Raw genomic sequence first — 22,643 nt, forward strand, 5'->3', positions numbered from 1 at the left:
ATTTCACCACCCAAGTATACGCTAGACAGATTGTCATTTTCCTTGACTTATATCAAACTTTTGACTAAAAAAATTAAAAATAAAGTGCTTACATAGATTTGATGGTTCAACTTTATATCTTATAAGTTTAAGTGAAGAGGGTCACAAAAAACATCTTACTTAACGATCGCCTAAATCGCTAAATAAGATGTCTCTTAAAATATAAAAAAGTATGATACGACGACAAATAGAATGGAAAATAAGGTACCGATTAAATAGTATTCGGCGAATCCTTGGTTTTCCTCAATCAGTTTAAAGCGGGCAATAGACTTCGCAGTATAGATTAAGCCGATGGAAGATAGGGCATTTAATGACAGGAATATAGCTGATAAAATTCGTTCTAAATTCCCAATCATAGCGCCTGCACCAGGAACAGTGACTATTTCAGTTTGGTCAACTGTATCGTCGGTGTAATTTTGATATTGATTGAAAAGCACTTTAAAGGTAACGTTCGCGGGTTTGGTTATTAATACCGTCAGTAAGGTCCATTTCAAGACCAATGTAGGTATGGATACGGAGACGTCACCGGATGCCGGGAAAACAACCTGACTTAAGACGACAATCAATGAAATATGTAGCAATTGATCAATCAGATAAATATAAGGAATCTGTTCTGCCTGGAATATCCACTTCCGCTGTAGGGTCACCTTCAGTAAATCAATGATGATATGTCCTAGACATACAGCTGAAAATAAGAGAATCATATTCGACTGCCAAGTGAGTAACCATGATATAAACAAAAGTAATCCATGGATAGCTAGGTGTTTAGCAAGAGCGGCGTGACTCTTTCTCTTGGCTTCTGACAGTTTCTCACTTTGAAAATGGTAATCACCTAGAAAGTGGGCAATTAATAATACGAGTGTGATGGCATTATGAATCAGTATCATCGACCTCCTGAATGAAACGTGCCAGCTGTTCTTTTCCAGCTAGATAGATTTTAATATTGGCTGAATTTAGTCGTTTACTTAAAGCTGAGGGTGATAATTCTAATTTTTTAGCAAGTGCTTTTTGATTAAATGATTGCCGGTAAATCCCCGTCTCTAAAAGTCCATTGAAGACATATAGCTGGGTTTTAGTCCAACTTGACCGGATAGTATCCGTCAGTAAGAGCAGGGTATTGATGGTGTCATCTTTTCCCTCTAGACCAGTAAAGACTTGACGTAAATTACCGCTGTAATCGTGTTGCTTGACTGATTCAATGGCGCTTCTAGCGTGCCAGTATGCAGGGCCATCTGCGCCTATACTGACTTCAGGATCAATCTCTGTGGCTATTGACCCGTAACCAATCCCAAAGCGAATGGGGTGGGGTATGAGTCGTTGGATGTCATCTATCATTTGAAACACTTGATGATGGGGTTTAATCAACACTTGAAATTCATCACCTAAGGTTATCGTTAATTTTGACACGATGATGTCACCGTAGTTTTGGTTAATTGTAGCAAAACTTTCTAATAAGATTTCTTGTAAGTTTTCTCGGTCAGCTGATTTTTTTGAATCAATTAAGTCACCGATAATCGCTATATAGTTTTTAGACATGAGGCACCTCCTTGATATCCATTATAACGGAAATTATATTTAATTGCCAATATTACGGAAACTAAACGATTAAAATATCCGTTATTTAGGAAATTTATAAAAATTGTCTTTATTTTCGCCATACTTCACAATGTATGCACTACATCACATCTGTTCGGTAATTAATGTGTTTCAATTTTAGACCAATAATGACCGATATTCGATTATTTACTATAAAATCCTGAGTGCTATACTACGACACAAGCTATTAGAGACCTATTGCTAACAAACTAAAGTAGGTCTTGATAAATGATTGGAGGAATATGAATGTTTAAAAAACCTAATTTATTGGTACAGATACTCATAGTTGCCATTTTAGGTATCGCCGTTGGGTACTTTTTCCCAGGCATCAGTAGTCATTTTGGTATGCTGGGAGATCTCTTTATGAACCTCATCCAAATGCTCGTCGTGCCACTCGTTTTTCCATTAATTGTCTTATCAGTGGTAGAAATCGGTGGTGGGAATCAACTAGGGAAGGTCATCTTTAAGGCAATTGGCTACTTTTTCCTCGTAACCACCTTTTTGATTGGCTTGACCTTGGTATTTGGTAGACTAGTGAATGTTGGCGGTGATGTAGCACTTGGTGAAATCTCTACCGAATCACTTGATGGGATTGCGACTGGGATTAACTTACAAGATTTCATCTTGAGTATTATTCCAAGCAATATCTTTCAAACTTTAGCTGATGGTAGCTTATTGCCAATCATTTTCTTTGCTATTTTCCTTGGTATAGGCCTAATCGCAATTGGTGATGAAGCAAAGCCAGTTATCTCTTTCTTTAATTCTTGGAAAACGGCCATCTTTAAAATGGTTGACTATGCCATACAATTTGCACCAATCGGGGTTTTCGGATTCCTAGCCTATGACGTTGCAATATATGGAATTTCAGGTATTTCTTCTGTATTTAGTTTCCTATTCTGGCTATACATCGCATACCTAACAGCCGCCTTAGTAATTTATCCCATCATTGCTTACAGTTTCGGGGTATCCTATATTTCATTATTTAAATCCATCTCTGACTTGAGCTTTATTGCCTTTATTACAGGCGGTTCAAGCGTTGTATTACCATCACTTATCGACCGTTTAGAAGAAAATAAAGTACCAAAAGTGATCTCATCAGGTGTAACGTGCCTAGGCTACACACTAAATCTAGGTGGTGCAGCTATCTATGTATCTTTAGCCATTTCCTTTATAATTAATATATATGATGCTTCATTAACGATTTCTGATTTTGTCGTTTTAGTAGTGTTTCTTACTTTTATCACCAAAACAATCGCTACAGTACCATCAGGGGCGATTGTCGTGCTTCTTGCTACCGCAAACCAATTAGGCTTACCATCTGAAGCAGTTGCCTTACTGGTATCCATTGATTTCTTCGCAAATGCAGGTAGAACAGCCTTAAATGTGGTTGGAAATGCTTTAGCAGCGACTATTATTGCCAAAACAGAAAACGAAAAATTGCCAGTATTCACTAAAATTAAAAAGAAAGAAGGCGCAACAATTTGACAGACAAGAAAGTATATATCATCCATGAAAACGATGATTGGACAAAACATTTAATTGAACGACTAGACCAACTGTCTATTCCTTATGACACTTGGTTTCTAGACACAGGGCTAGTAGACATTCAAGATACACCACCAGCAGGCGTTTTCTATAACCGGATTTCTGCTTCGTCGCACACAAGAGACCACCGCTATGCACCTGAATTAACTAGCCAAGTATTACCCTGGTTAGAAAGCCATCAGGCCAGCGTGGTGAATGGTAGTCGCGCAATTGAACTTGAAGTCAGCAAGATTAAGCAGTATTTAGCCTTACAAAAAGCAGGTATCCAAACGCCTAAAACGATTGCTGCAGTTGGTAAAGAAGAAATTATCCAAGCAGCTAAAAAACTCGATACTTTCCCATTTATTATTAAACACAACCGGGCAGGTAAAGGGCTTGGGGTAAACCTATTTGACCGAATTGAAGAGCTAGAAGACTATGTTAATAGTGATTTCTTTGAAGATTCAGTTGATGGAATTAGCTTACTTCAAGCCTACGTTAAGCCAGTAAATGGTAGGGTGTACCGGTCAGAATTTATTGGTGGTAAATTTCATTATGTTGTCAGCATCGATTCATCAGACGGTTTTGAATTGTGCCCAGCAGATAACTGCCAAATTCCAATTGAAGGGCAGGTCCAATCTTCACCAGATAAATTCCAAATCGTTGACGGGGTATTAAACAAAGAAGAAATTCATAAGATTGAAAACTTCTTAAAAGCTGAAAACATCCAGGTAGCAGCAGTAGAGTTTATTGAAACGGCAGATGGACAGAAGTGGGCTTACGACGTCAACACCAATACAAATTACAATGCAGACGCTGAAGAAGTTGCACAAAAATTTGGCATGTTAGCACTAGCTGAATATCTTGGCGACTTATTAGCGAAAATATAAGCAAAGAGCATAGCAAATGAATTTATTTTCTATGTCTGCTAATTACCCTTAGCGGACATAGAAGGGAGTATAAATAGCAAACATATACCCTAGCTATTTATACAAAGTCATCCCATCATTTATTCAATATCTTCAGTAATAGCCCCCACCTTTATGATTAAGAGAGGGGGCTTTTGTGATTACTAATTAGGGATTGCGCAAATTTTTATCTTCTAAATCTTTGAGAATTCTTGATTGGTCAATAAGATCTTCAATCAACTGACTAGAAGTATTCAAGTCTTCATTTAAATCTTGGGCATAGATTTCGGTCGTTCGAACACTAGAATGTCGTAGCATTTTTTGCGTTTCCCGTAAGTTACCGCCGTTAATTAAACTTAAGGTTGCAGCGGTATGCCTCAGTGAATGTGGCGTAATTTTAGATGAATGAATCCCAACAGCTTCATAAGCACTCGCGATCACTCTAGAAATTGACCGAGCTGACATACGACCACTTTTATTACGATTACCGTGTGAAGCAAATAAAGGCGCTAAGTCGGTGTTAATCATGATACCTTGGTCTTCACGGAAGCGTGTATAATCTCGCACAACTTCCTTGGTTTTACGGGGAATTATGACGAATTCATCTTTTTCACGGCGACCTTTACCTTGTACATAGATTACAGTGTTCAAACCGCGGCGTTGCACGTCTTCAAAATTGGCTCTACTGAGTTCAATGGTCCTTAACCCAGTAGTGACAGCAAGTAATATAAGTGCATAATTACGTTTACCAATTAGTGTATCAGTTGTTGATTTAAGGTAATCTAGCAACTTTTCAACGTCCTCAATATCTAGTGCATCCTTAGCGTGTCCGTGTGGTACAGGGATATTATTATTGGCTTTAGCAACGATATTTTCATATAGATTTTCCCGTTCTAACCATTTAAAGAACTGGTTGAGCATGTTGCGGTATGACTTAATGGTCCGATCTTTGTAGCGAAACTGGTCCAGTGCACGACGTTGCTCCTCAGAGACCTCATCATAATCTATATCATTGATTAAGATGTAGGTCTTACTTGGATGATTGATTAAATCGTCAAAATAGCGTTCAATGTCATGATAAGTTGGATGTATAATAGCTTGTTTTTCCAGATAAATAAAGAATGGTTTGATGTTCTTCAAATAGCTTTCCTTAGTGCTGGATTGCTTCTGTGATAGATAGTCGGCGTATAGTTCGTAGAAAGATTCCTTATCAAAGTAATTGTCCATATATAAAACTCCTTCAAATACTAAAAATAATTATACCAAACATACGTTCTAAATCATAGATTGATAACACGAAATAAATGAAGAAGCTGACTGGATTTACTGATATTTATAATAATAAGTCGATGAATCAATTAATTGTAGAAAGTTAGCGCTATAAAGTATAGTAATTGAAGTGAGTAGCAAAACAATAGAATCATACTTTGTAAGATAGCGTATGATAAATCTAAAACAGCTATGACCATTAATCCATATAAACAGACCCAAAATGCGTCAGAAACCGTCTGTGTAGTCATGAGTGTCCCTATAGATACCTGTCTATGTCTATTAGTTTACATAACATATATTATTTAAAGCTATAGCTATTTTTAATATGAATCTCTATGTCCACTTTATGATACCCTATACCGATCATCAGCCAACAATATTTTGTATTGGCATCAAATAAAATCTAGTGATATCATTAGTCTAAAATAAAAATGTTAGGAAGATTCTTTATGACAGATCCTTTAAAATCGACAAATACTATAGATATCGATACTGAACAAATAATTATACGACCTGCTGAATTAGCAGACGCTGCTCAGTTAACTGAGATTTATAATTATTATATTCAAAATACGACTATTTCTTTTAGAATCGCCCTAACTGACGTTTCTTTAAAGGAAGAACAAATAACTGAACGTATAGGTATAAATCCCTTCTTAGTCGCTGATTACGATGGCCAAGTGATTGGTTTTGCTTATACTAGTGATGCTGGTGCTTATGAAGGCTATAATCCTTCTAAAGAGATTTCTATCTATCTAGACGCTCATATTCAAGCCAAAGGTATTGGAAGTCGCCTATACAGCGCATTAGAAAAAGAAGTTATTGATAATTACCCTGATATCTATAAATTAGTTTCTCAAGTAACTGGAACTAACGAATCATCACTCAAGTTTCATGAAAAACATGGATTTAAACAATACGGTATCTGTAAGAATATGGGCTATAAATTCGACCAATGGTTAGATGTTATATATTTGGAAAAAGACATTCGCCCTTTTAATTAGTTTTAAATAGTTTAAAATAGGCAACAAAAAACCAGAACGTTTGTTCTGGTTTTTTGTATTAGTATTGAATTTTGATTATAAAACCAAGTTGTATACTAAGGCAGCTACAATTGCACCGATAATTGGTCCGACAATAGGTACCCAAGCGTAACCCCAGTTTGAACCACCCTTACCTGAAATTGGTAAGATTGCATGTGCAATACGGGGACCTAAGTCACGAGCTGGGTTGATGGCATAACCTGTGGGACCACCTAATGAAAGACCAATTGAACCAACAATGATACCAACGATCATTGGATTTAAACCGTCTGAAATTTGGTTTGCACCTAAAGCCATAACACCAACAACTAATACAGCAGTACCAATAATTTCAGTCATTAAGTTCCATACAGGACTATCGACTTGAGGACCTGTAGCAAAGGTTCCAAGAATTGAACCTTCTTCTTTAGTTGCTTCAAATTGCTCATGATAAGCTAGCCATACTGTCGTAGCACCTAGAACCGCACCAATCATTTGACCGGCAATGTAAGGAACTACTTCAGCCCAAGCAAAAGATCCGTTCACTGCGAAAGCAATCGTAACTGCAGGGTTTAAGTGGGCTGCCGATAAGAAACCAGAAGCGTACACACCAATAGTAACAGCTAAAGCCCAACCCATAGTGATAACAATCCATCCACTTTCTTTGGCATTTGATTTACTTAAGTTTACCCCAGCATTAACCCCACACCCTAGTAAGACCAGTAAAAAAGTACCAATTAATTCACCAATAAATCCATCCATATTAAAACCTCCCATGGTTTTATTTATAATAATACATTAATTTTTGTATATTTACACAAAAAATATGAATTATTTTAAGTATTGTAACTCAGCTTTGGCAATTTCTGCTTCTAATGCTGTTTTTTGTTGATCAGCGTTGGCTTGATCTAAACCTAAGTAGTCAATAATTGTTTGGCTAACAGCATCTTTAACTGCAAGCATCTTGTCATGTTGGAATAACATAAAGGTTGTACGACGTGCAAAGAAGTCTAATGGTGTGTATACCCCTTCTTCTTCTAAGGCATAAATTAAGCTGACAGCAATATCTACTGGATAGTCATATTTAGCTGCATATTCCTTAGCTACTGGTAAGTATGCGACTACACGATTCATATTTGAACCATATAATTTAGCTAGTTTAAGTGATTCTCCGTAAGTTAGACCACGAGCTGCACCTACGTTGGCAAAGTTTTCCATAGCAGTTTCATAGCTATTTGGATCAAATTGACCGCCAGATACTGGGTAAGTGGATGATTGAACTAAATCATAGTTTTTACCAGTAAGGTCAGCTACAGCAGGGATTACTTTTTCCATTGCTCCTTTAGCCATCTTACGGTAGTCAGTGATTTTACCACCAGCTAGGGTAAATAAACCTGAATCAGAAACAGATAAGTCTGAGCCACGAGATACGCTTGAAGGACTACCATCACCACGTTCTGATGTATTAGAACCTAAATCTTGCAACTTATCTTCTACCGTACTTCGTTCAACCTTTTGTTTGCTATAGTCATCGAATAAAGTAACTAATTCATCAAATGTTCGCTCTGATAGTCGTCCAGCGTCACCACCGTTGTAGTCAGAAGCATTATTTGAATCGATTAAGGGACGTAAACCTGCCCATGAAGCTTCGATATCATTGATAGACAAGTTGGCATTCGGGAAGCGGTGGTTGACAACACGTAATAGGTAATCAACGTCTTCTTGAGTCACTGTTGGGTGTTCAAAATCACCAGAGTAATCTGTATCAGTAGTACCGAAGTAAGTTTTATTTTCACGAGGTAAAACAAAGACCATACGACCATCTTGTTCACCAGTATCAAAGTAAATTGGTTGTGACACACTTAATTTTGACTGGTCGACTACAAAATGCACACCTTTTGTTGGTCGCATTTGTGCAGGTTTTTCATCTGAACCGTCTAATTGGCGAATAGTATCTGACCAAGGGCCAGTAGTGTTAATCACTACATGAGACTTAACAGTAAATGTTTCACCAGATAGTAAATCTTCCACTTTAACAGCTACAATTTTATCATTTTCATATTCAAAACCGACAACTTTAGCATGACTTAATAAATCAGCCCCATCATCATTGGCCTGTTTAATGTTTTCAATAACTAATCGCGAGTCATTGTTGTTGAAGTCAAGATATTTACCACCACCGATTAAACCTTCAGCCATTAAGCCTGGTTGACGACTTAAAACTTCATCTTTAGACAACATTTCGTTGGCGTATTGAGAATCTTTTACACCAGCTAGTGAGTCATAGATATCCATAGCGATTTGCAAGCGTAATGGATTGAAAGTTACTTTTGGTTCGTCATATAAAGGCATTAACATTGGATCTGGTTGCGGGATATGTGGTGCAATGTTATGTACAGTTGCACGCTCAGTTACTGTATCTGAAACCACTTCTAGGTCGAAGTTTTTCAAGTAACGGATACCACCGTGTACTAATTTAGTTGAACGGCTTGAAGTCCCTTCAGAGAAGTCTTGCATATCCACTAAGGCCGTTTTTAGGCCAGATGCAGCTGCTTGAATCGCTACACCTGCACCTGTGATACCGCCTCCAATAATGAATAAATCATATTGGTTTTCTTTTAATTGTTCGACTGTTTCTTTTCTATACTTAAATGATAATTTAGGCATTTAAACTATACCTCCTATGTATTAGTCGTTTGCTTCTTCTTTAAAGTATTGTGAGTAAGCACGTGTTGCACGGACTGCGTTAGTCCAACCCGCATATAGGTCTTCTTTATGTGAGTCATTCATCTTAGGTTCGAAAGTTTGTCCTGGTTGGGTAAATGATTTCAATTCATCAATGTCTTTCCAGTAACCAACAGCTAAACCAGCTAGATAAGCAGCACCTAAGGCTGTCGTCTCAAGGTTAGCAGCACGAGCAATCTCAATACCAGTAATGTCTGATTGGAACTGCATCAAGTAACCATTCATTGCTGCGCCACCATCAACTTTTAGTAATGGAATATCGATACCAGTATCCTTATTCATTGTATCAGTAATGTCGCGAACTTGGTATGCAATTGATTGTAAAGTTGCCTTAGCAAAGTCAGCTTTTGTTGTTCCCCGAGTGATACCAAAAGCTGCACCACGTGCATCAGAATCCCAGTACGGCGCACCTAAACCAGTAAAGGCTGGTACTAAGTAAACTTCGTCTTCATTTGTAGATTGGTTAGCCAATTCTTCAGTTTCGGCAGCGTTTTCAATTAATTCTAAACCATCTCGAATCCATTGAATAGCTGAACCAGCAACGAACACAGATCCTTCTAAAGCGTATGTCACTTTATCACCGATGACAAAACCAACTGTCGTTAATAAGTTATTTTCAGATAATTTCAACTTGCTACCAGCATTCATTACGATAAAGGCACCAGTACCATAGGTTGATTTTACCGTACCTTCTTCTGTTGCTAATTGCCCAAATAAGGCACCTTGTTGGTCCCCTACCATACCAGAAATTGGTACTTCATAACCATAGAAGTGGAAGCCAACTGTGTGACCATATACTTCTGAGTTTGAACGAATTTCAGGCATCATCACTTTTGGAATGTCCAACATAGCTAACATTTCATCATCCCACTCTAGTTTCTCAATATTCATCAACATAGTACGAGAAGCATTTGAGTAGTCAGTCGCATGTACTTCACCATTAGTTAATTTCCAAAGCAACCAAGTATCAATAGTACCGAATAATAATTCACCTTTCTCTGCACGCTCTTGAGCCCCTTCAACATGGTCTAAGATCCAACGAATCTTAGTTGCTGAGAAATATGCGTCGACAACAAGACCAGTATGTTGTTGAATTTTTTCTTTTAGACCTTGGTCAATCAAGTTGTCACTAATTGGCGCAGACTGACGAGATTGCCATACAATTGCATTATAAATTGGCTTACCAGTCTCTTTATCCCATACAACTGTGGTTTCACGTTGGTTAGTAATACCAATACCAGCAATTTGGTCCGGGCGTAAACCACCATCAATAAATGCACCAGCAATTACAGCTTGTACTGAGTTCCAGATCTCATTCGCGTTATGCTCTACCCAACCAGATTTAGGGAAAATTTGCTCAAATTCCTTCTGGCTAGAAGCAATAGGTTCAGCTTTATGGTTGTATATCACTGCGCGTGATGAAGTTGTTCCTTGGTCGATCGCCATGATATATTTTTCTTGTTCACTCATTATAATTCCTCCTACTTAATAAAAAATTGCTAAATAAGCGCTTTCATTACAAAGTGAGTATACGCTACGTAAATAAAAAATGCTAGAAATTGGTCAATAAAAATACAAATATGCATTGCAAAATATTGACGCCAAATCCCAAAAGTGTTGATAAACCTATGAAAAAAAGGGATGCGCTTACATAGTGCAATCCCCTTTTTTCAATCAGGTTAAAACAAAATTGTATATACAAGTGGTCGTTAGATTTTTCGCCAAGTTGATCTGGATAATAAAATGATCACTGGGTAAATTTCTAGACGGCCGATAATCATCCCTACTGACATGACGACTTTTGAAAAATTAGACAAGGAGGCATAATCTTGTGATGGCCCTAGTAAATCAAGAGACCCACCGATATTTGAAATAGTAGCGATGGTCGCTGAGAATGCGGATGAAAAGTTCTGTGCATCAAATGACAGAACTACTAGGATTAAAACGAATACGGCTAGATAGGTCATCAGATAGTAAACAATCCCGTAGTGGACATTTTTTTCAATACGTTTGCCGTTATAGGTCATAGGAATCACCCTATTTGGTGCAAGTAAATGTTGGATTTCCTGTTTAATAGACCGCAAATAAATTCCTATCCGGATAACTTTTAGACCGGACGCTGTAGACCCTGACATAGCACCAACAAACATCAACAATAGAATGGTGGTATGGGCAGCTATCGGCCATTCCAAGATATCTACTGTGGTATAAGCAGTGGTTGACATGATGGACACGATATTAAAAAGCACATCGTGTATCATGCGGAAGAAGTTGTCGTAATAAGGGATCAAGGCCAAAGAAATAATGGCTAAGGCCCCTAAAATGATATAGATATACCATTTCAACTCTTCGTCTTTAAAGATTTCCTTCCAACGTCTTTCGTAAGCAAGGTAGAAGAAGTTGAAATTTAAACCAAAGGTAAACATGGCGATCATCAAAATCGTCTCAACCACCCTTGAATCGTAATGGGCGATGGAGGCGGGATAGATGTTAAAGCCCCCTGTTCCGGCCGTCCCCATAGACAGTAGCATGGATTCAAACCATGGTACACCGGCGACCCAAAGTAAAACCGCGAATACGACCGTTAAAAATAGATAAATAAAGTACAAGATATAAATCGATGAAGAGACCCTAGATTCAAGCTTACCTGTCGCTGGTCCTGGCAACTCCGCTCGCATGACGTATACCCCTTTTGCCCCCATATTTGGGACGATATAAAGGAGGAAGATCAACATCCCCATACCCCCTATCAATAAGGTAAAGGACCGCCAGAACATCAAGGATTCGGGCAATACATCAAGTGTGTCGACTAGGACGCTGGCCCCAGTGGTAGTAAAACCGGATACCGCTTCAAATAAGGCGTCGACGTAGGAATTGACAGCACCTGACAAATAGAATGGTAAGGCCCCAAAAATGGAAATCAAAAACCAGGATAAGGAGACTAAGACGAAACCTTCTCGGGCAAAGAATACGTCTTTCTCTGGTTGTCTAAAGGACATGACTTTACCGACAATAAAGGTAATGATCATGGAGATGACAAAGGCTAAGATAACCTTGACTTCGTTTTGGTAGATAACGGCTACTAATAATGATGGCAGCATCAGTAGCGACAAGACCATGAGTAGCCGGCCAATTAAATATTGGATGTAGGACCAATTCATTCGCCATCTCTCCTATTCTTCTTCACAACGATGTCATTAAAGTTCCGAATTTGGTCTTCGGTATCGATAACTAGGACATGGTCACCAGGAATAAAGGCATCGTCCCCACTTGGAATGATCATTTCCTTGTTACGGACGATTAAACCAATCATCAAACCTGGTCTAAAAGTCATATCTTTGATCGGTGTGTCAAGGATTTTACAATCTGGGCTCAAGACGAATTCTAGAACGGCTGTTTTGTTGTCTGATAAACGGGCATAGTTTTCTAATTTGTCAGATTGACTAGAGGCAATTGAGCGAACATGACGGGTTACCGCGTCTACAATAGCCTTTCTAGGAGATAAAATCACGTCTAGTTTACTATCATCAATCAAGCGGATTAAGCCTGGTCGGTTGACCTTGGTAATGGTTTTGCGAACGCCGGCATTTTTCCCGTATAAAGACACCATCAAGTTCTCTTCGTCTGAGTTGGTTAAAGTCAGCAAGAGGTCAAAATTTTCTACTCTTTGTTCATTTAAGACATACTGGTCAGTTCCATCATCATAGATGACTTCTGTATTAGTAAATTGGTTGGCCAATTCAGAAGCCCGGTTCTTATCTAGCTCGATTAAACGGGTATGAATCCCCCTAGCATGTAGGACTGGAATTAGATAGTGGTTAATCCGGCTTCCCCCGACGATTAAGGCGGATCTATATCGTTTGACTTTCTTATGGCCAGCAGCAACGAAAAAGTCCTGTAAAGCTTCACGTTTGGCGAAAATCTCCACAAAGTCCCCTGCTAATAAGATTGCATTTCCATCTGGAATAAGGGTCTCTCCATTACGTTCAACTGCCACCACAATCACTTCTGGAATATTACGGCGAATGTCTCGAATATATTGGTTGACGATCCGTGACTTCTCCATAATCCGCACTTTAATCAGGTGCATACGGTTATGATAAAAAGGCTCCACAAAGGTTGCTGACGGGTAATCGATGACTTGAATAATATCATTGGCTGCAGCCCTATCTTGGTTAATCAGGTAATCAATGCCAAGATTAGTTTGGATAAAACCTTGTTGCGCTGTAAAGGCCTGGTTACGCACGCGGACAATTAAAAACTCTGCCCCCAAAGTTTTGGCAATCATGGCAGAAATAATATTGACCTCATCATGAGGAGAAGCCGCAATAAAGACTTGGGCGTTTTGAACATTGGCTTCACGTTGCACTTCAACGTCAACACCGTTACCCACTACCCCCTTGATATCTACCTCATCGATTAAATCATCAATGACCCGCGAATCGTTATCAATTAAGGTCAGGTTGTGACCTTCTTTAATTAACCCATGAAGGATGTCCTCTCCGAGTTTTCCCCCTCCTACAACGACAATATCCATATATCCTCCTAAAAATTGCAATAAAAGTTATAGTAAAAATGCACAAAATGCCCCCTAAACAACTTGTTTGGAAGGCACTTCGCGATTTTACCTAAAAAAATCTTACTTAAAATGTTGCTTCTAATGGTGGTACAACTTGTTTTTTACGTGATACAACGCCTGGTAAAGCAATTTGGTTGTCATTCACTTGACCGCCAAAGGCTTGTTCAGCATGTTGCATAAAGTCTTCAGAACCCACTAACAGACCTTCTGAATCACTTGTTAAAATGTTTGTTACCACTAATAAGAATGCGGCATATTCGTTTTCAGCTACTAAGTCTTTCATTGCTGCAATCACTTCGTCTTTACGTTTCAAGACATCGTCAACATCTACGACATTGATTTGACCAATACGTACTGGTTTGCCGTCCATTTCAAATGATTTAGCGTCGCCATCAGCAATTTCACTTGCAGATTTAGCGTCTACATTTGTACCTGATTTCAATAAAGCTAAACCGTAAGCTTCAACATCTACGCCAGCGATCTCTGCTAAAGCTAAACCAACTTCTTGATCTTTTTCTGTTGTTGTTGGTGATTTGAATAATAAAGTATCAGAGATGATAGCTGATAGCATTAAACCAGCGATTTCTTTAGGTATTTCGATACCTTTTTCTTGGAACAATTCGAAAATAATTGTTTGAGAACAACCATATGGTTTAGCAATGAAAGTTAATGGTGTGGCACTTGTGAAATCACCAATTTTGTGGTGGTCAACAACTGAATGCACTTCAACTTCTGCTAAGTCAGCGACTGATTGTTGCGACTCGTTGTGGTCTACTAAAGCAACTGTATCTGTTTGCGTTCCAATAGATTCAATTACACGTGGTGCCTCTTGACCAAATTCATTCAAGGCATAGGCAGTTTCTTCGTTAACTTGTCCTAAGGCAACCGCTTCTGCTTCAAGTCCTTGTTGGTTTAATAAATAGGCATATGAAATAGCAGATGTAATGGCATCTGTATCTGGATTTTGATGTCCGAAAACTAAAATTTTATTCACGTTTATTGCTCCTTTTTGAATTCAATGATAATCACATTTTAACATAGATTAATTCGAAAAAAGGAACTTTTCGAAAAATCCGAAAAATTCCTTTTAAGTTGATTTTTTGACTATATTTCAGGTCATATTTGCCTAAAACTCTTGGTACACCGCTGGATCTTGGTTGGCTGCGCGGCCGTCTGGCTTATCTAAACGGTCAAATACGGCCAAGTCTTCTTCATCCAGTTTGAAGTCAAAGAAGTCTAAGTTTTCAATTTGACGCGCTTTCTTGCTTGATTTAGGGATTGGCATAGCCCCTAATTGCGTTTGCCAGCGTAAAATTGTTTGACCAGCAGACTTATCGTATTTAGCAGCTACTGCTTTGATGTCTTCATTTTCTAAAACTGATTTATCAATCTTTTCATTCGCGCGAACAAAAGGTGACCAAGATTGAGTAATAATGCCCTTCTCCTCATGGTAAGCGCGTTGCGCTTTTTGTTGGAAGTAAGGGTGCATTTCTACTTGGTTTACCACTGGTAAGACGCTAGTTTCACGCTCAATGCGGTCAATATGTTCTGGTAAGAAGTTGCTGACACCTAGATTTTTGATGTAGCCACGTCTTTGGGCTTCAATCAGTGCTTGCCAAGCTTCAACATAGTGGTCTTCTTTTGGATTTGGCCAGTGAATCAAGTAAAAATCATAGTAGTCTAAGTTTGCCCGCATTAATGATTCTTGAATAGTCACTAAGGCATCATCGTATTTGTGGTAACGACCAGGTAATTTTGAAGCCACTTGAATCTCGTCTCTTGGAATTCCAGATCGACGAATAGCTTCACCTACTGTTGCTTCATTTTCATAGTTGTAGGCTGAATCTAGGTAACGGTAACCTGCTTCTAAGGCTGACTGGATAGATTCTACCCCATCATATCCTTTAAGTTTGTATGTACCAAAACCGATTTGTGGGACTTTGGTCCCATCATGCGCTGTATAAGTTGGTATTGTCATCGAATAGCTCCCTTCAAATTATAAGTTATAATCTTAGTTTACCATGAACCCATTTGAGACCAAATCATTTGCTTGTGCAGGACTTTAAATATTGAAAAAAGCGCAAGTGCACCCTACTTGTTAAACTGCCTGTTTTACTATGACGGATACCCCTTGTCCGCCGCCCACACATAGGGTCGCTAAACCATAAACTGACTGACGTTTTAGCATTTCATGGATCAAGGTAACCAAAATACGGGCGCCTGAAGCACCGATTGGATGACCAAGGGCAATTGCCCCACCATTCACGTTAACTTTGTCAGCTGGCAATTCTAAGCTTGTGGTTACACATAAAGCTTGGGATGCAAACGCTTCATTTGCCTCAATTAAATCTAGGTCTCCTGCTGTAATATTGGCCATTTCTAAGGCCTTGATCGTTGTTGGGATTGGACCTGTCCCCATAATTGAAGGATCTACCCCACCCGTTGCGTAAGATGCAATGGATACCATGGGTTTAAGCCCTAGTTCATCGGCCTTACGCTTAGACATTAAGACAAGCATTGCTGCCCCATCATTGATACCTGATGAGTTACCTGCTGTAACTGTCCCCTCTTCTTTAAAGGCCGGTTGCAATTTACCCAAACGTTTTGGTGTAATACCCGAACGTGGCCCTTCATCTTCAGTCACTACTTGCACGCCATTTTTTTGTGGGATGGTCACTGGGACAATTTCTTCTGCAAAACGATCAGCCTCTTTCGCTGCTACAGCCTTGATTTGGCTAGCGGCTGCAAATTCATCTTGGGCTTCACGGGAAATCCCGTATTGGTCCGCAATATTTTCTGCTGTAATCCCCATCGCGTCGTTTGAGAAGGCATCTGTTAGACCATCGTGTTGCATAGTGTCAATCATTTGACCATTGCCCATACGCTGACCCCAACGAGCGGAATCAACCACGTATGGTGCACGAGTCATATTTTCCGTACCACCTGCGACCACAATATCAGCGTCGCCAAGCATGATAGCTTGTGCGCCCATCATGACAGTACGCAATCCTGAACCACAAACTTGGTTAATGGTTACGGCAGTAGATTCGTTAGACAAGCCTGATTTTAGGGCGACTTGGCGCGCAACGTTTTGGCCAAGTCCAGCACTTAATACATTCCCCAAGATCACTTGTTCAACTTTTTTTGGGTCTAAATCAATTGAAGCGAGTGTTTCTTTTAATACTTCTACCCCTAAATCAACTGCTGAAATGCTTTTAAATTGGCCACCAAATTTTCCGATTGCAGAACGTTTCGCTGCAACAATGACTACTTCTTCCATAAAACTCTCCTTTACCATTCATTCATTTTCTTGATTTAAATCCGCGAATAAATGTTCATCTCTTTAATTATAGCGAAGAATGCTATTAATATCTAGTTATCAATACTAAGATAAGTAATTATCGTTTTTCTCTAAACTTAGCCTATAACAAAACGCCTACCAAAACAATAAAAATTTGGCAGACGTTCGGATTCTTAATTGAAAATTTATTTTTCAGGATTAAAAGACGTGAAGTCAATTAACGGCGTTACTAAGCTAATTTGACCATGATTTTTCTCGTCTACAAGCATTGACCCGTTTGAGTAACGGTTGGCAATTGCCACGTCACCTGTTCTAAAGTTTTCACGATGAGATTGGCTTGTAAGCACTTCAAATACCTGTTTAGTATTAATGACTTCAAAGGCAGCAACAAAACGATGTGGGTTTGTTTTCAATTCTTTTAAGGCCACTAAACCACGTTTAGCTCGCCCAAGAACGTTAATTTCAGTCCATTTCAAGCGTTTCATATGCCCTCGTTGGGTCACCATCATCAATTGCAAGTTATCATCTGGAACGGCTGCGTATGACAATCCAACCACATAATCATCTTGTTTCAGGTTAATAGATTTAACCCCTTTAGCACGCGCACCAATAATCGAAATTTCATCAATGCTGTATCTTAAGGTAAAACCAAAATGCGTCACTAAGATGACTTGGGCTTGGCTTTGGTCAGTTGCGCCGTCAATGCGGTAAACACCAATTACTTGATCAGTGTCAGAAGATAAATTCATAGCTAATGACGATTTGTTTTTATAACCGCGGAATTCTTTGAATTCTGACAATGCCGTTTGTTTAATCATTCCCGCAGCTGATGCAAGCAAGAGGTTATCTTTGCTATTTTCATCGTATTTAAAGACACCGATAATTGATTCGTCACTGGCAAAGGCAATTCTTTGCGAAATATGCTCCCCTAAGTCTTTCCAACGGATGTCTTGTAATTCATAAACTGGTTGGAAGATGTAGTTCCCTTTATTGGTTATGAATACTAACTGATCCAAAGTAGACATTTTTTCAAGGAATTGTACATGGTCTCCGTCGCGTAAACCGACTTCTTCAATACCAGAAGCTTTAAATGACCGCAGACTAGACCGTTTGATATAACCACCGCGGGTTACTACAACGATAACGTCTTCTTCAGAAATTAATAATTGTTTCTTCACGATGACTTCTTGGATTTCGTCTTGAATCTCAGTACGACGTTCAGAAGCGTAAGCTTTCTTAATCGCTCTTAGTTCAGACTTCATCCGGCCATAAAGGACTTTATCATCAGACAAGATCGCTTGGTAAGAAGCAATATCCTCGTTTAATTGTAGGCGTTCATTTTCCAAAGCAGTAACGTCTGTATTGGTTAAACGGTACAATTGTAGGCTTACGATCGCTTCTGCTTGGGCTTCTGAGAAATCAAAAGCTTCAATCAAGTTGTATTTAGAGTCTGATTTATTTTTAGAGTTTCTAATCGTCGCAATCACTTGGTCTAGAATAGTCATGGCTTTGACCAATCCGTCTACGATATGTAAACGACGTTGGGCCTTGTTTAAATCAAAGGTTGTCCGGCGACGAATAATTTCATAACGGTGGCCGATATAAGCGTTTAAAGCTTCTCTAATCCCGACTAATTCAGGACGTTGGTTATTAATGGCCACCATGTTGAAGTTATAGTTGATTTGCAGGTCAGAATTTTTGTAGAAGTAATTTAGAATGGCGTCAGAACTCGCATCCTTTTTCAATTCAATCACGATTTGTAGACCGTTACGGTCCGTTTCATCACGGACTTCTTGAATCCCGTCAATCGACCGATTCAACCGTAACTCATCCATCCGGCGTACTAGGTTAGCCTTATTTACTTCATATGGAATTTCTGTAATCACGATTTTCTCTTTACCACCACGGTCTGTTTCAATATGGTGCTTAGACCGAACAACGACTTTCCCACGTCCAGAAGTATAAGCTTTCTTCAACTCCTCTTTCCCTTGGATAATAGCCCCTGTTGGGAAATCTGGTCCAGGAACAAAGTCCATCAACTTATTGACTGTGGCATTTGGATGGTCGATTAAATAAATTGTTGCATCAATAATTTCACCTAGATTATGCGGCGGAATTTCAGTCGCGTAACCCGCTGAAATTCCAGTTGCCCCGTTAACCAACAGGTTTGGGAAACCTGCTGGTAAAACAGTTGGTTCTTCAGCCGTGTCATCAAAGTTTAGGATCATTTCGACCGTGTCTTTATCAAGATCACGCAATAATTCATCGGCAATCTTCGATAAACGGGCCTCTGTATACCGCATAGCAGCTGCAGAGTCACCGTCCATAGACCCGTTATTCCCGTGCATCTCTACTAAAACTTCACGGTTCTTCCAGTCTTGAGACATCCTGACCATGGCTTCATAAACTGATGAATCACCGTGGGGGTGGTAGTTACCAATTACATTACCGACTGTTTTGGCCGATTTACGGAAGTTTGAAGAAGAGGTATTCCCCTCTTGAAACATTGCGAACAAAATCCGGCGTTGTACTGGTTTTAATCCATCGCGAATATCAGGTAGCGCCCGGTCTTGGATGATGTATTTAGAATACCGTCCGAAACGGTCACCCATTACCTCTTCTAATGTTAATTTTTGAATTTCAACCATTAATAATCACCATCTTCATCAAATAAATTAATTTGCCCACCAGTTACGTCATCCGCAGCTTCGTTAGCAGTGACACTGGTTTGATTTTGGTTTTCTAAAATTTCGACAACTTCTTCCTTATCGCCACCATCAGTATCTGAGGCATTTTCAAGGAGGGTATCATCTTCGTCCATGGTGAAGGCCACATTGTCTTCAATCCATTTCCGTCTAGGTTCTACCTTGTTCCCCATTAAAACAGATACCCTTTTTTCAGCTAGGGATAAATCGTCAATTGTTACCCGGACAAGTGTACGTGTTTCAGGATCCATAGTTGTTTCCCATAATTGGTCCGCATTCATCTCACCCAAACCTTTGTAACGTTGCAAGATATAGCCTTTGCCGACTTTATCAGTCACAGTTTTTAACTCGTCATCCGTCCAAGCATATTCAATGACCTCATTTTTCCCCTTACCCTTAGACACCTTATACAATGGTGGCATAGCAAGATAGACTTTACCCGCCTCTACTAAAGGTTTCATATAGCGGAAGAAGAAGGTCAGCAGTAGCACTTGGATATGGGCCCCATCGGTATCGGCATCGGTCATGATGATGACTTTATCGTAGTTGGCATCCTCAACCTCAAATTCAGCCCCTACACCTGCACCAATGGTATAGATGATGGTGTTCAACTCTTCATTTTTTAGAATATCTTGAATGCTGGCTTTTTCAGTGTTTAATACCTTACCACGTAATGGCAAGATAGCCTGGAATTTACGGTCCCGCCCTTGTTTAGCAGAACCACCGGCAGAATCTCCCTCCACTAGGAAAAGTTCATTCTTCTTGGCATTACGGCCCTGTGCCGGCGTTAATTTACCAGATAATAGGACTTCCTTACGTTTCCCCTTAGCGCCACGTGACGCTTCACGGGCTTTACGGGCAGCATCTCTCGCTTCACGTGCTTTTAAAGCTTTACGGACCAGCATTTGTGCTGTTTCCCCGTTTTCAATTAGGTAAACCGCTAAGTTTTCAGATACGATTTTATCAGAAGCTGAACGCGCTTGTGGTGTCCCTAATTTAGACTTGGTTTGCCCTTCAAACTGCAAGATTTCTTCAGGAATCCGTAACGATAAGACAGCTGTATACCCTTCTCGTACGTCAGATCCTTCAAGGTTCTTTTCTTTAGTCTTCAACAAGTCCACCTTACGGGCGTATTCATTGAAAGACTTGGTTAAACCTGTTCGCATCCCCGATTCATGGGTCCCGCCGTCTGCAGTTCTTACGTTATTGACGAATGATAAGACTGTTTCCGAATAACCATCGTTATATTGGAAGGCCAATTCGATTTCAATCCCGTTTTCAACCCCTTGGAAAAAGACGACATCATGTAAAACGTCCTTGTCTTCATTTAAGTAATCGACAAAAGCCTTGATCCCTTCTGCATAATGGAAGGTTTCCTCAGTCTCGTTGATTTCATCAATAAAGTCGATACGTAAGTCTTTTAATAAAAAGGCTGATTCACGTAAGTGTTCCCGAATAGTTGACGGGTCAAATTTAATATTGCCAAAGATCTCAGCATCCGGATAAAATTGGATTTTAGTGCCGGTGTTTTTGGTTTTAAAGGCTTTTGTTTTGGGTTTGCCTGGTTTACCACCATTGGTAAATTCCTGGTGGTATTCCTTGCCGTCCCGGTGAACTGTGGCAATAAATTTGCTGGACAAGGCATTTACTACAGATGAACCTACACCGTGTAGACCCCCTGAAGTTTTATAACCTGAACCACCGAATTTACCACCCGCATGAAGGACCGTTAAGATGACCTCAACAGTCGGCTTACCGCTAGTATGTTTACCAATCGGCATCCCACGTCCATTATCGGTAATAATTGCTGAACCGTCTTTAGCAAGGGTTACTGTAATATGGTCAGCATATCCACTCAAGGCCTCGTCAATTGAGTTATCGACAATCTCATACACTAAATGGTGTAAACCACGTGCATCTGTTGACCCGATATACATACCAGGACGTTTTCTAACTGCTTCCAGGCCTTCTAATACCTGGATCGAACTTTCATCATAAGTTGATTTATTATTTTGGTTTGTTGGTTTGGCCAAATCGTTTACCCCACTTTCAATCTTTTTCATCATATATTAAAACCGCTGATTTGCCAAATAGAATCAATATCAATAGGCCCATTTATTTGCGGGTAACTCATCCATTATAGCCTAAAAATATTCGAAAGAAAGAAAATATTCTTGGGAAAATTTTTGATTTTCATAACTAGCTAATTAAGTTTGCGATATTTAAATTTGTCTCATATAACTGTATTCCTTTGAATTAATGATATAATATAGGGAGTCTATAGATTTATTGAAAGGAATTAAATCATGTTAACGATTCTATTACTAATCGTCGCTTACCTATTGGGGTCTATTCCCTTTGGTTTAGTTGTCGGCAAACTCATCTATAAAAAAGATATTCGCCAATTCGGCTCAGGAAATATCGGTACGACAAATGCCTTCCGAGCTTTTGGTACTATTGGAGGCGTCCTTGTTTTCATCTGTGATATGGTAAAAGGGGCTATCCCCGTCTTACTAGCGATCTGGTTGAATCCTGGCTTACATCCTTTACTATTTGGTGGTATGGCCATCGTTGGTCATTCATTTCCACTATTCCTTAAATTTAATGGTGGTAAAGCAGTGGCAACCTCATTTGGTGTAGTTTTAGCCTATCATCCGTTATTTGCCTTGATTTCAATCGCATCATTCTTTGTATCCTTATTCATCACAAGTATGGTCAGCTTCTCTTCAATCTTTGCGGTTATTTTTGCAACGATTTTAAGCTTATTCTACCAAGACTTGGGCTTAACAATTGCGACTGTTTTAGTCTTAATCTTGGTTGTTGTCCGTCATAAAGATAACATTAAACGGATTCGTCAAGGAACAGAGTCAAAAGTGCCCTTTGGATTAAACAAAGCCAAGAAAAAATAAATGAATCAAAATCAATAAAATAAAGAGCGATCCAGATTAGCGC

The 22,643-nt window shown here is 39.3% G+C and carries 17 protein-coding genes; 4 read left to right on the forward strand and 13 right to left on the reverse strand.

All coding sequences use genetic code 11. From position 1 onward, the window contains the following. Positions 1-194: 194 nt before the first annotated feature. Both AWM74_RS09170 and AWM74_RS09175 read right to left on the reverse strand, forming a co-directional pair. Positions 195-926 (reverse strand): DUF3307 domain-containing protein, encoded by a 732-nt coding sequence (locus AWM74_RS09170; protein WP_026466059.1) that lies wholly within the window; start codon positions 924-926, stop codon positions 195-197. Next, positions 910-1,575, reverse strand: a complete 666-nt coding sequence (locus AWM74_RS09175; protein WP_026466060.1) for a SatD family protein — start codon at positions 1,573-1,575, stop codon at positions 910-912. The genes AWM74_RS09170 and AWM74_RS09175 overlap by 17 nt, the downstream gene beginning before the upstream one ends. Positions 1,576-1,881: 306 nt before the next feature. Between AWM74_RS09175 and AWM74_RS09180 the strand changes: the two genes are divergently transcribed. Together AWM74_RS09180 and AWM74_RS09185 are read left to right on the forward strand one after the other, a co-directional pair. Then, complete coding sequence (locus AWM74_RS09180; RefSeq protein ID WP_034258191.1) at positions 1,882-3,120, forward strand: dicarboxylate/amino acid:cation symporter; 1,239 nt, start codon at positions 1,882-1,884, stop codon at positions 3,118-3,120. Continuing rightward, positions 3,117-4,049, forward strand: a complete 933-nt coding sequence (locus tag AWM74_RS09185; protein WP_026466061.1) for an ATP-grasp domain-containing protein — start codon at positions 3,117-3,119, stop codon at positions 4,047-4,049. The genes AWM74_RS09180 and AWM74_RS09185 overlap by 4 nt, the downstream gene beginning before the upstream one ends. A 186-nt stretch (positions 4,050-4,235) precedes the next feature. Here the strand turns inward: AWM74_RS09185 and AWM74_RS09190 are convergent, their stop codons facing one another. Continuing rightward, entirely contained in the window at positions 4,236-5,294 is a 1,059-nt protein-coding gene (locus AWM74_RS09190) for a tyrosine-type recombinase/integrase (RefSeq protein WP_026466062.1), read from the reverse strand. A gap of 494 nt (positions 5,295-5,788) precedes the next feature. Between AWM74_RS09190 and AWM74_RS09195 the strand changes: the two genes are divergently transcribed. Then, the gene (locus tag AWM74_RS09195) at positions 5,789-6,343 is read left to right on the forward strand and encodes a GNAT family N-acetyltransferase (RefSeq protein WP_026466063.1); all 555 of its coding nucleotides are present in this window, start codon (positions 5,789-5,791) and stop codon (positions 6,341-6,343) included. Positions 6,344-6,418: 75 nt separating this feature from the next. On the opposite strand, the gene AWM74_RS09200 is transcribed toward AWM74_RS09195, so the two are convergent. The 10 genes from AWM74_RS09200 to parE all read right to left on the reverse strand — a co-directional run bounded on the left by AWM74_RS09200 (position 6,419) and on the right by parE (position 21,724). After that, complete coding sequence (locus AWM74_RS09200; RefSeq protein ID WP_026466064.1) at positions 6,419-7,123, reverse strand: MIP/aquaporin family protein; 705 nt, start codon at positions 7,121-7,123, stop codon at positions 6,419-6,421. A gap of 69 nt (positions 7,124-7,192) precedes the next feature. Next, the gene (glpO, locus tag AWM74_RS09205; RefSeq protein ID WP_026466065.1) at positions 7,193-9,028 is read right to left on the reverse strand and encodes a type 1 glycerol-3-phosphate oxidase; all 1,836 of its coding nucleotides are present in this window, start codon (positions 9,026-9,028) and stop codon (positions 7,193-7,195) included. A 21-nt stretch (positions 9,029-9,049) separates the two neighbouring features. Next, complete coding sequence (glpK, locus tag AWM74_RS09210) at positions 9,050-10,576, reverse strand: glycerol kinase GlpK (RefSeq protein WP_026466066.1); 1,527 nt, start codon at positions 10,574-10,576, stop codon at positions 9,050-9,052. A gap of 239 nt (positions 10,577-10,815) precedes the next feature. Then, positions 10,816-12,267 carry a TrkH family potassium uptake protein gene (locus AWM74_RS09215; protein ID WP_026466067.1) on the reverse strand — a complete coding sequence of 484 codons (1,452 nt, stop codon included), beginning with the start codon at positions 12,265-12,267 and terminating at the stop codon, positions 10,816-10,818. Next, the gene (gene trkA / locus AWM74_RS09220; RefSeq protein ID WP_026466068.1) at positions 12,264-13,643 is read right to left on the reverse strand and encodes a Trk system potassium transporter TrkA; all 1,380 of its coding nucleotides are present in this window, start codon (positions 13,641-13,643) and stop codon (positions 12,264-12,266) included. The genes AWM74_RS09215 and trkA overlap by 4 nt, the downstream gene beginning before the upstream one ends. A gap of 106 nt (positions 13,644-13,749) precedes the next feature. Next, positions 13,750-14,679 carry a manganese-dependent inorganic pyrophosphatase gene (locus AWM74_RS09225; RefSeq protein WP_026466069.1) on the reverse strand — a complete coding sequence of 310 codons (930 nt, stop codon included), beginning with the start codon at positions 14,677-14,679 and terminating at the stop codon, positions 13,750-13,752. A 132-nt stretch (positions 14,680-14,811) separates the two neighbouring features. Further along, positions 14,812-15,663, reverse strand: coding sequence for an aldo/keto reductase (locus AWM74_RS09230; RefSeq protein ID WP_034258193.1), 852 nt, complete (start codon positions 15,661-15,663; stop codon positions 14,812-14,814). Between the two features lie 120 nt (positions 15,664-15,783). Continuing rightward, positions 15,784-16,965, reverse strand: a complete 1,182-nt coding sequence (locus tag AWM74_RS09235; protein ID WP_026466071.1) for an acetyl-CoA C-acetyltransferase — start codon at positions 16,963-16,965, stop codon at positions 15,784-15,786. A 206-nt stretch (positions 16,966-17,171) separates the two neighbouring features. Continuing rightward, positions 17,172-19,634, reverse strand: a complete 2,463-nt coding sequence (gene parC / locus AWM74_RS09240; protein ID WP_026466072.1) for a DNA topoisomerase IV subunit A — start codon at positions 19,632-19,634, stop codon at positions 17,172-17,174. Then, positions 19,634-21,724, reverse strand: coding sequence for a DNA topoisomerase IV subunit B (gene parE, locus AWM74_RS09245; RefSeq protein WP_026466073.1), 2,091 nt, complete (start codon positions 21,722-21,724; stop codon positions 19,634-19,636). Before parE ends, parC begins: the two co-directional genes overlap by 1 nt. Positions 21,725-21,997: 273 nt before the next feature. Here parE and plsY point away from each other — a divergent pair, with 273 nt between their 5' ends. Beyond that, positions 21,998-22,600: a glycerol-3-phosphate 1-O-acyltransferase PlsY gene (gene plsY, locus AWM74_RS09250; protein WP_026466074.1), complete on the forward strand. Its 603-nt coding sequence runs from the start codon at positions 21,998-22,000 to the stop codon at positions 22,598-22,600. The last annotated feature ends 43 nt before the right edge of the window (positions 22,601-22,643 follow it).

This window comes from Aerococcus urinaeequi (assembly GCF_001543205.1).
Classification (GTDB): Bacteria; Bacillota; Bacilli; order Lactobacillales; family Aerococcaceae; genus Aerococcus; species Aerococcus urinaeequi.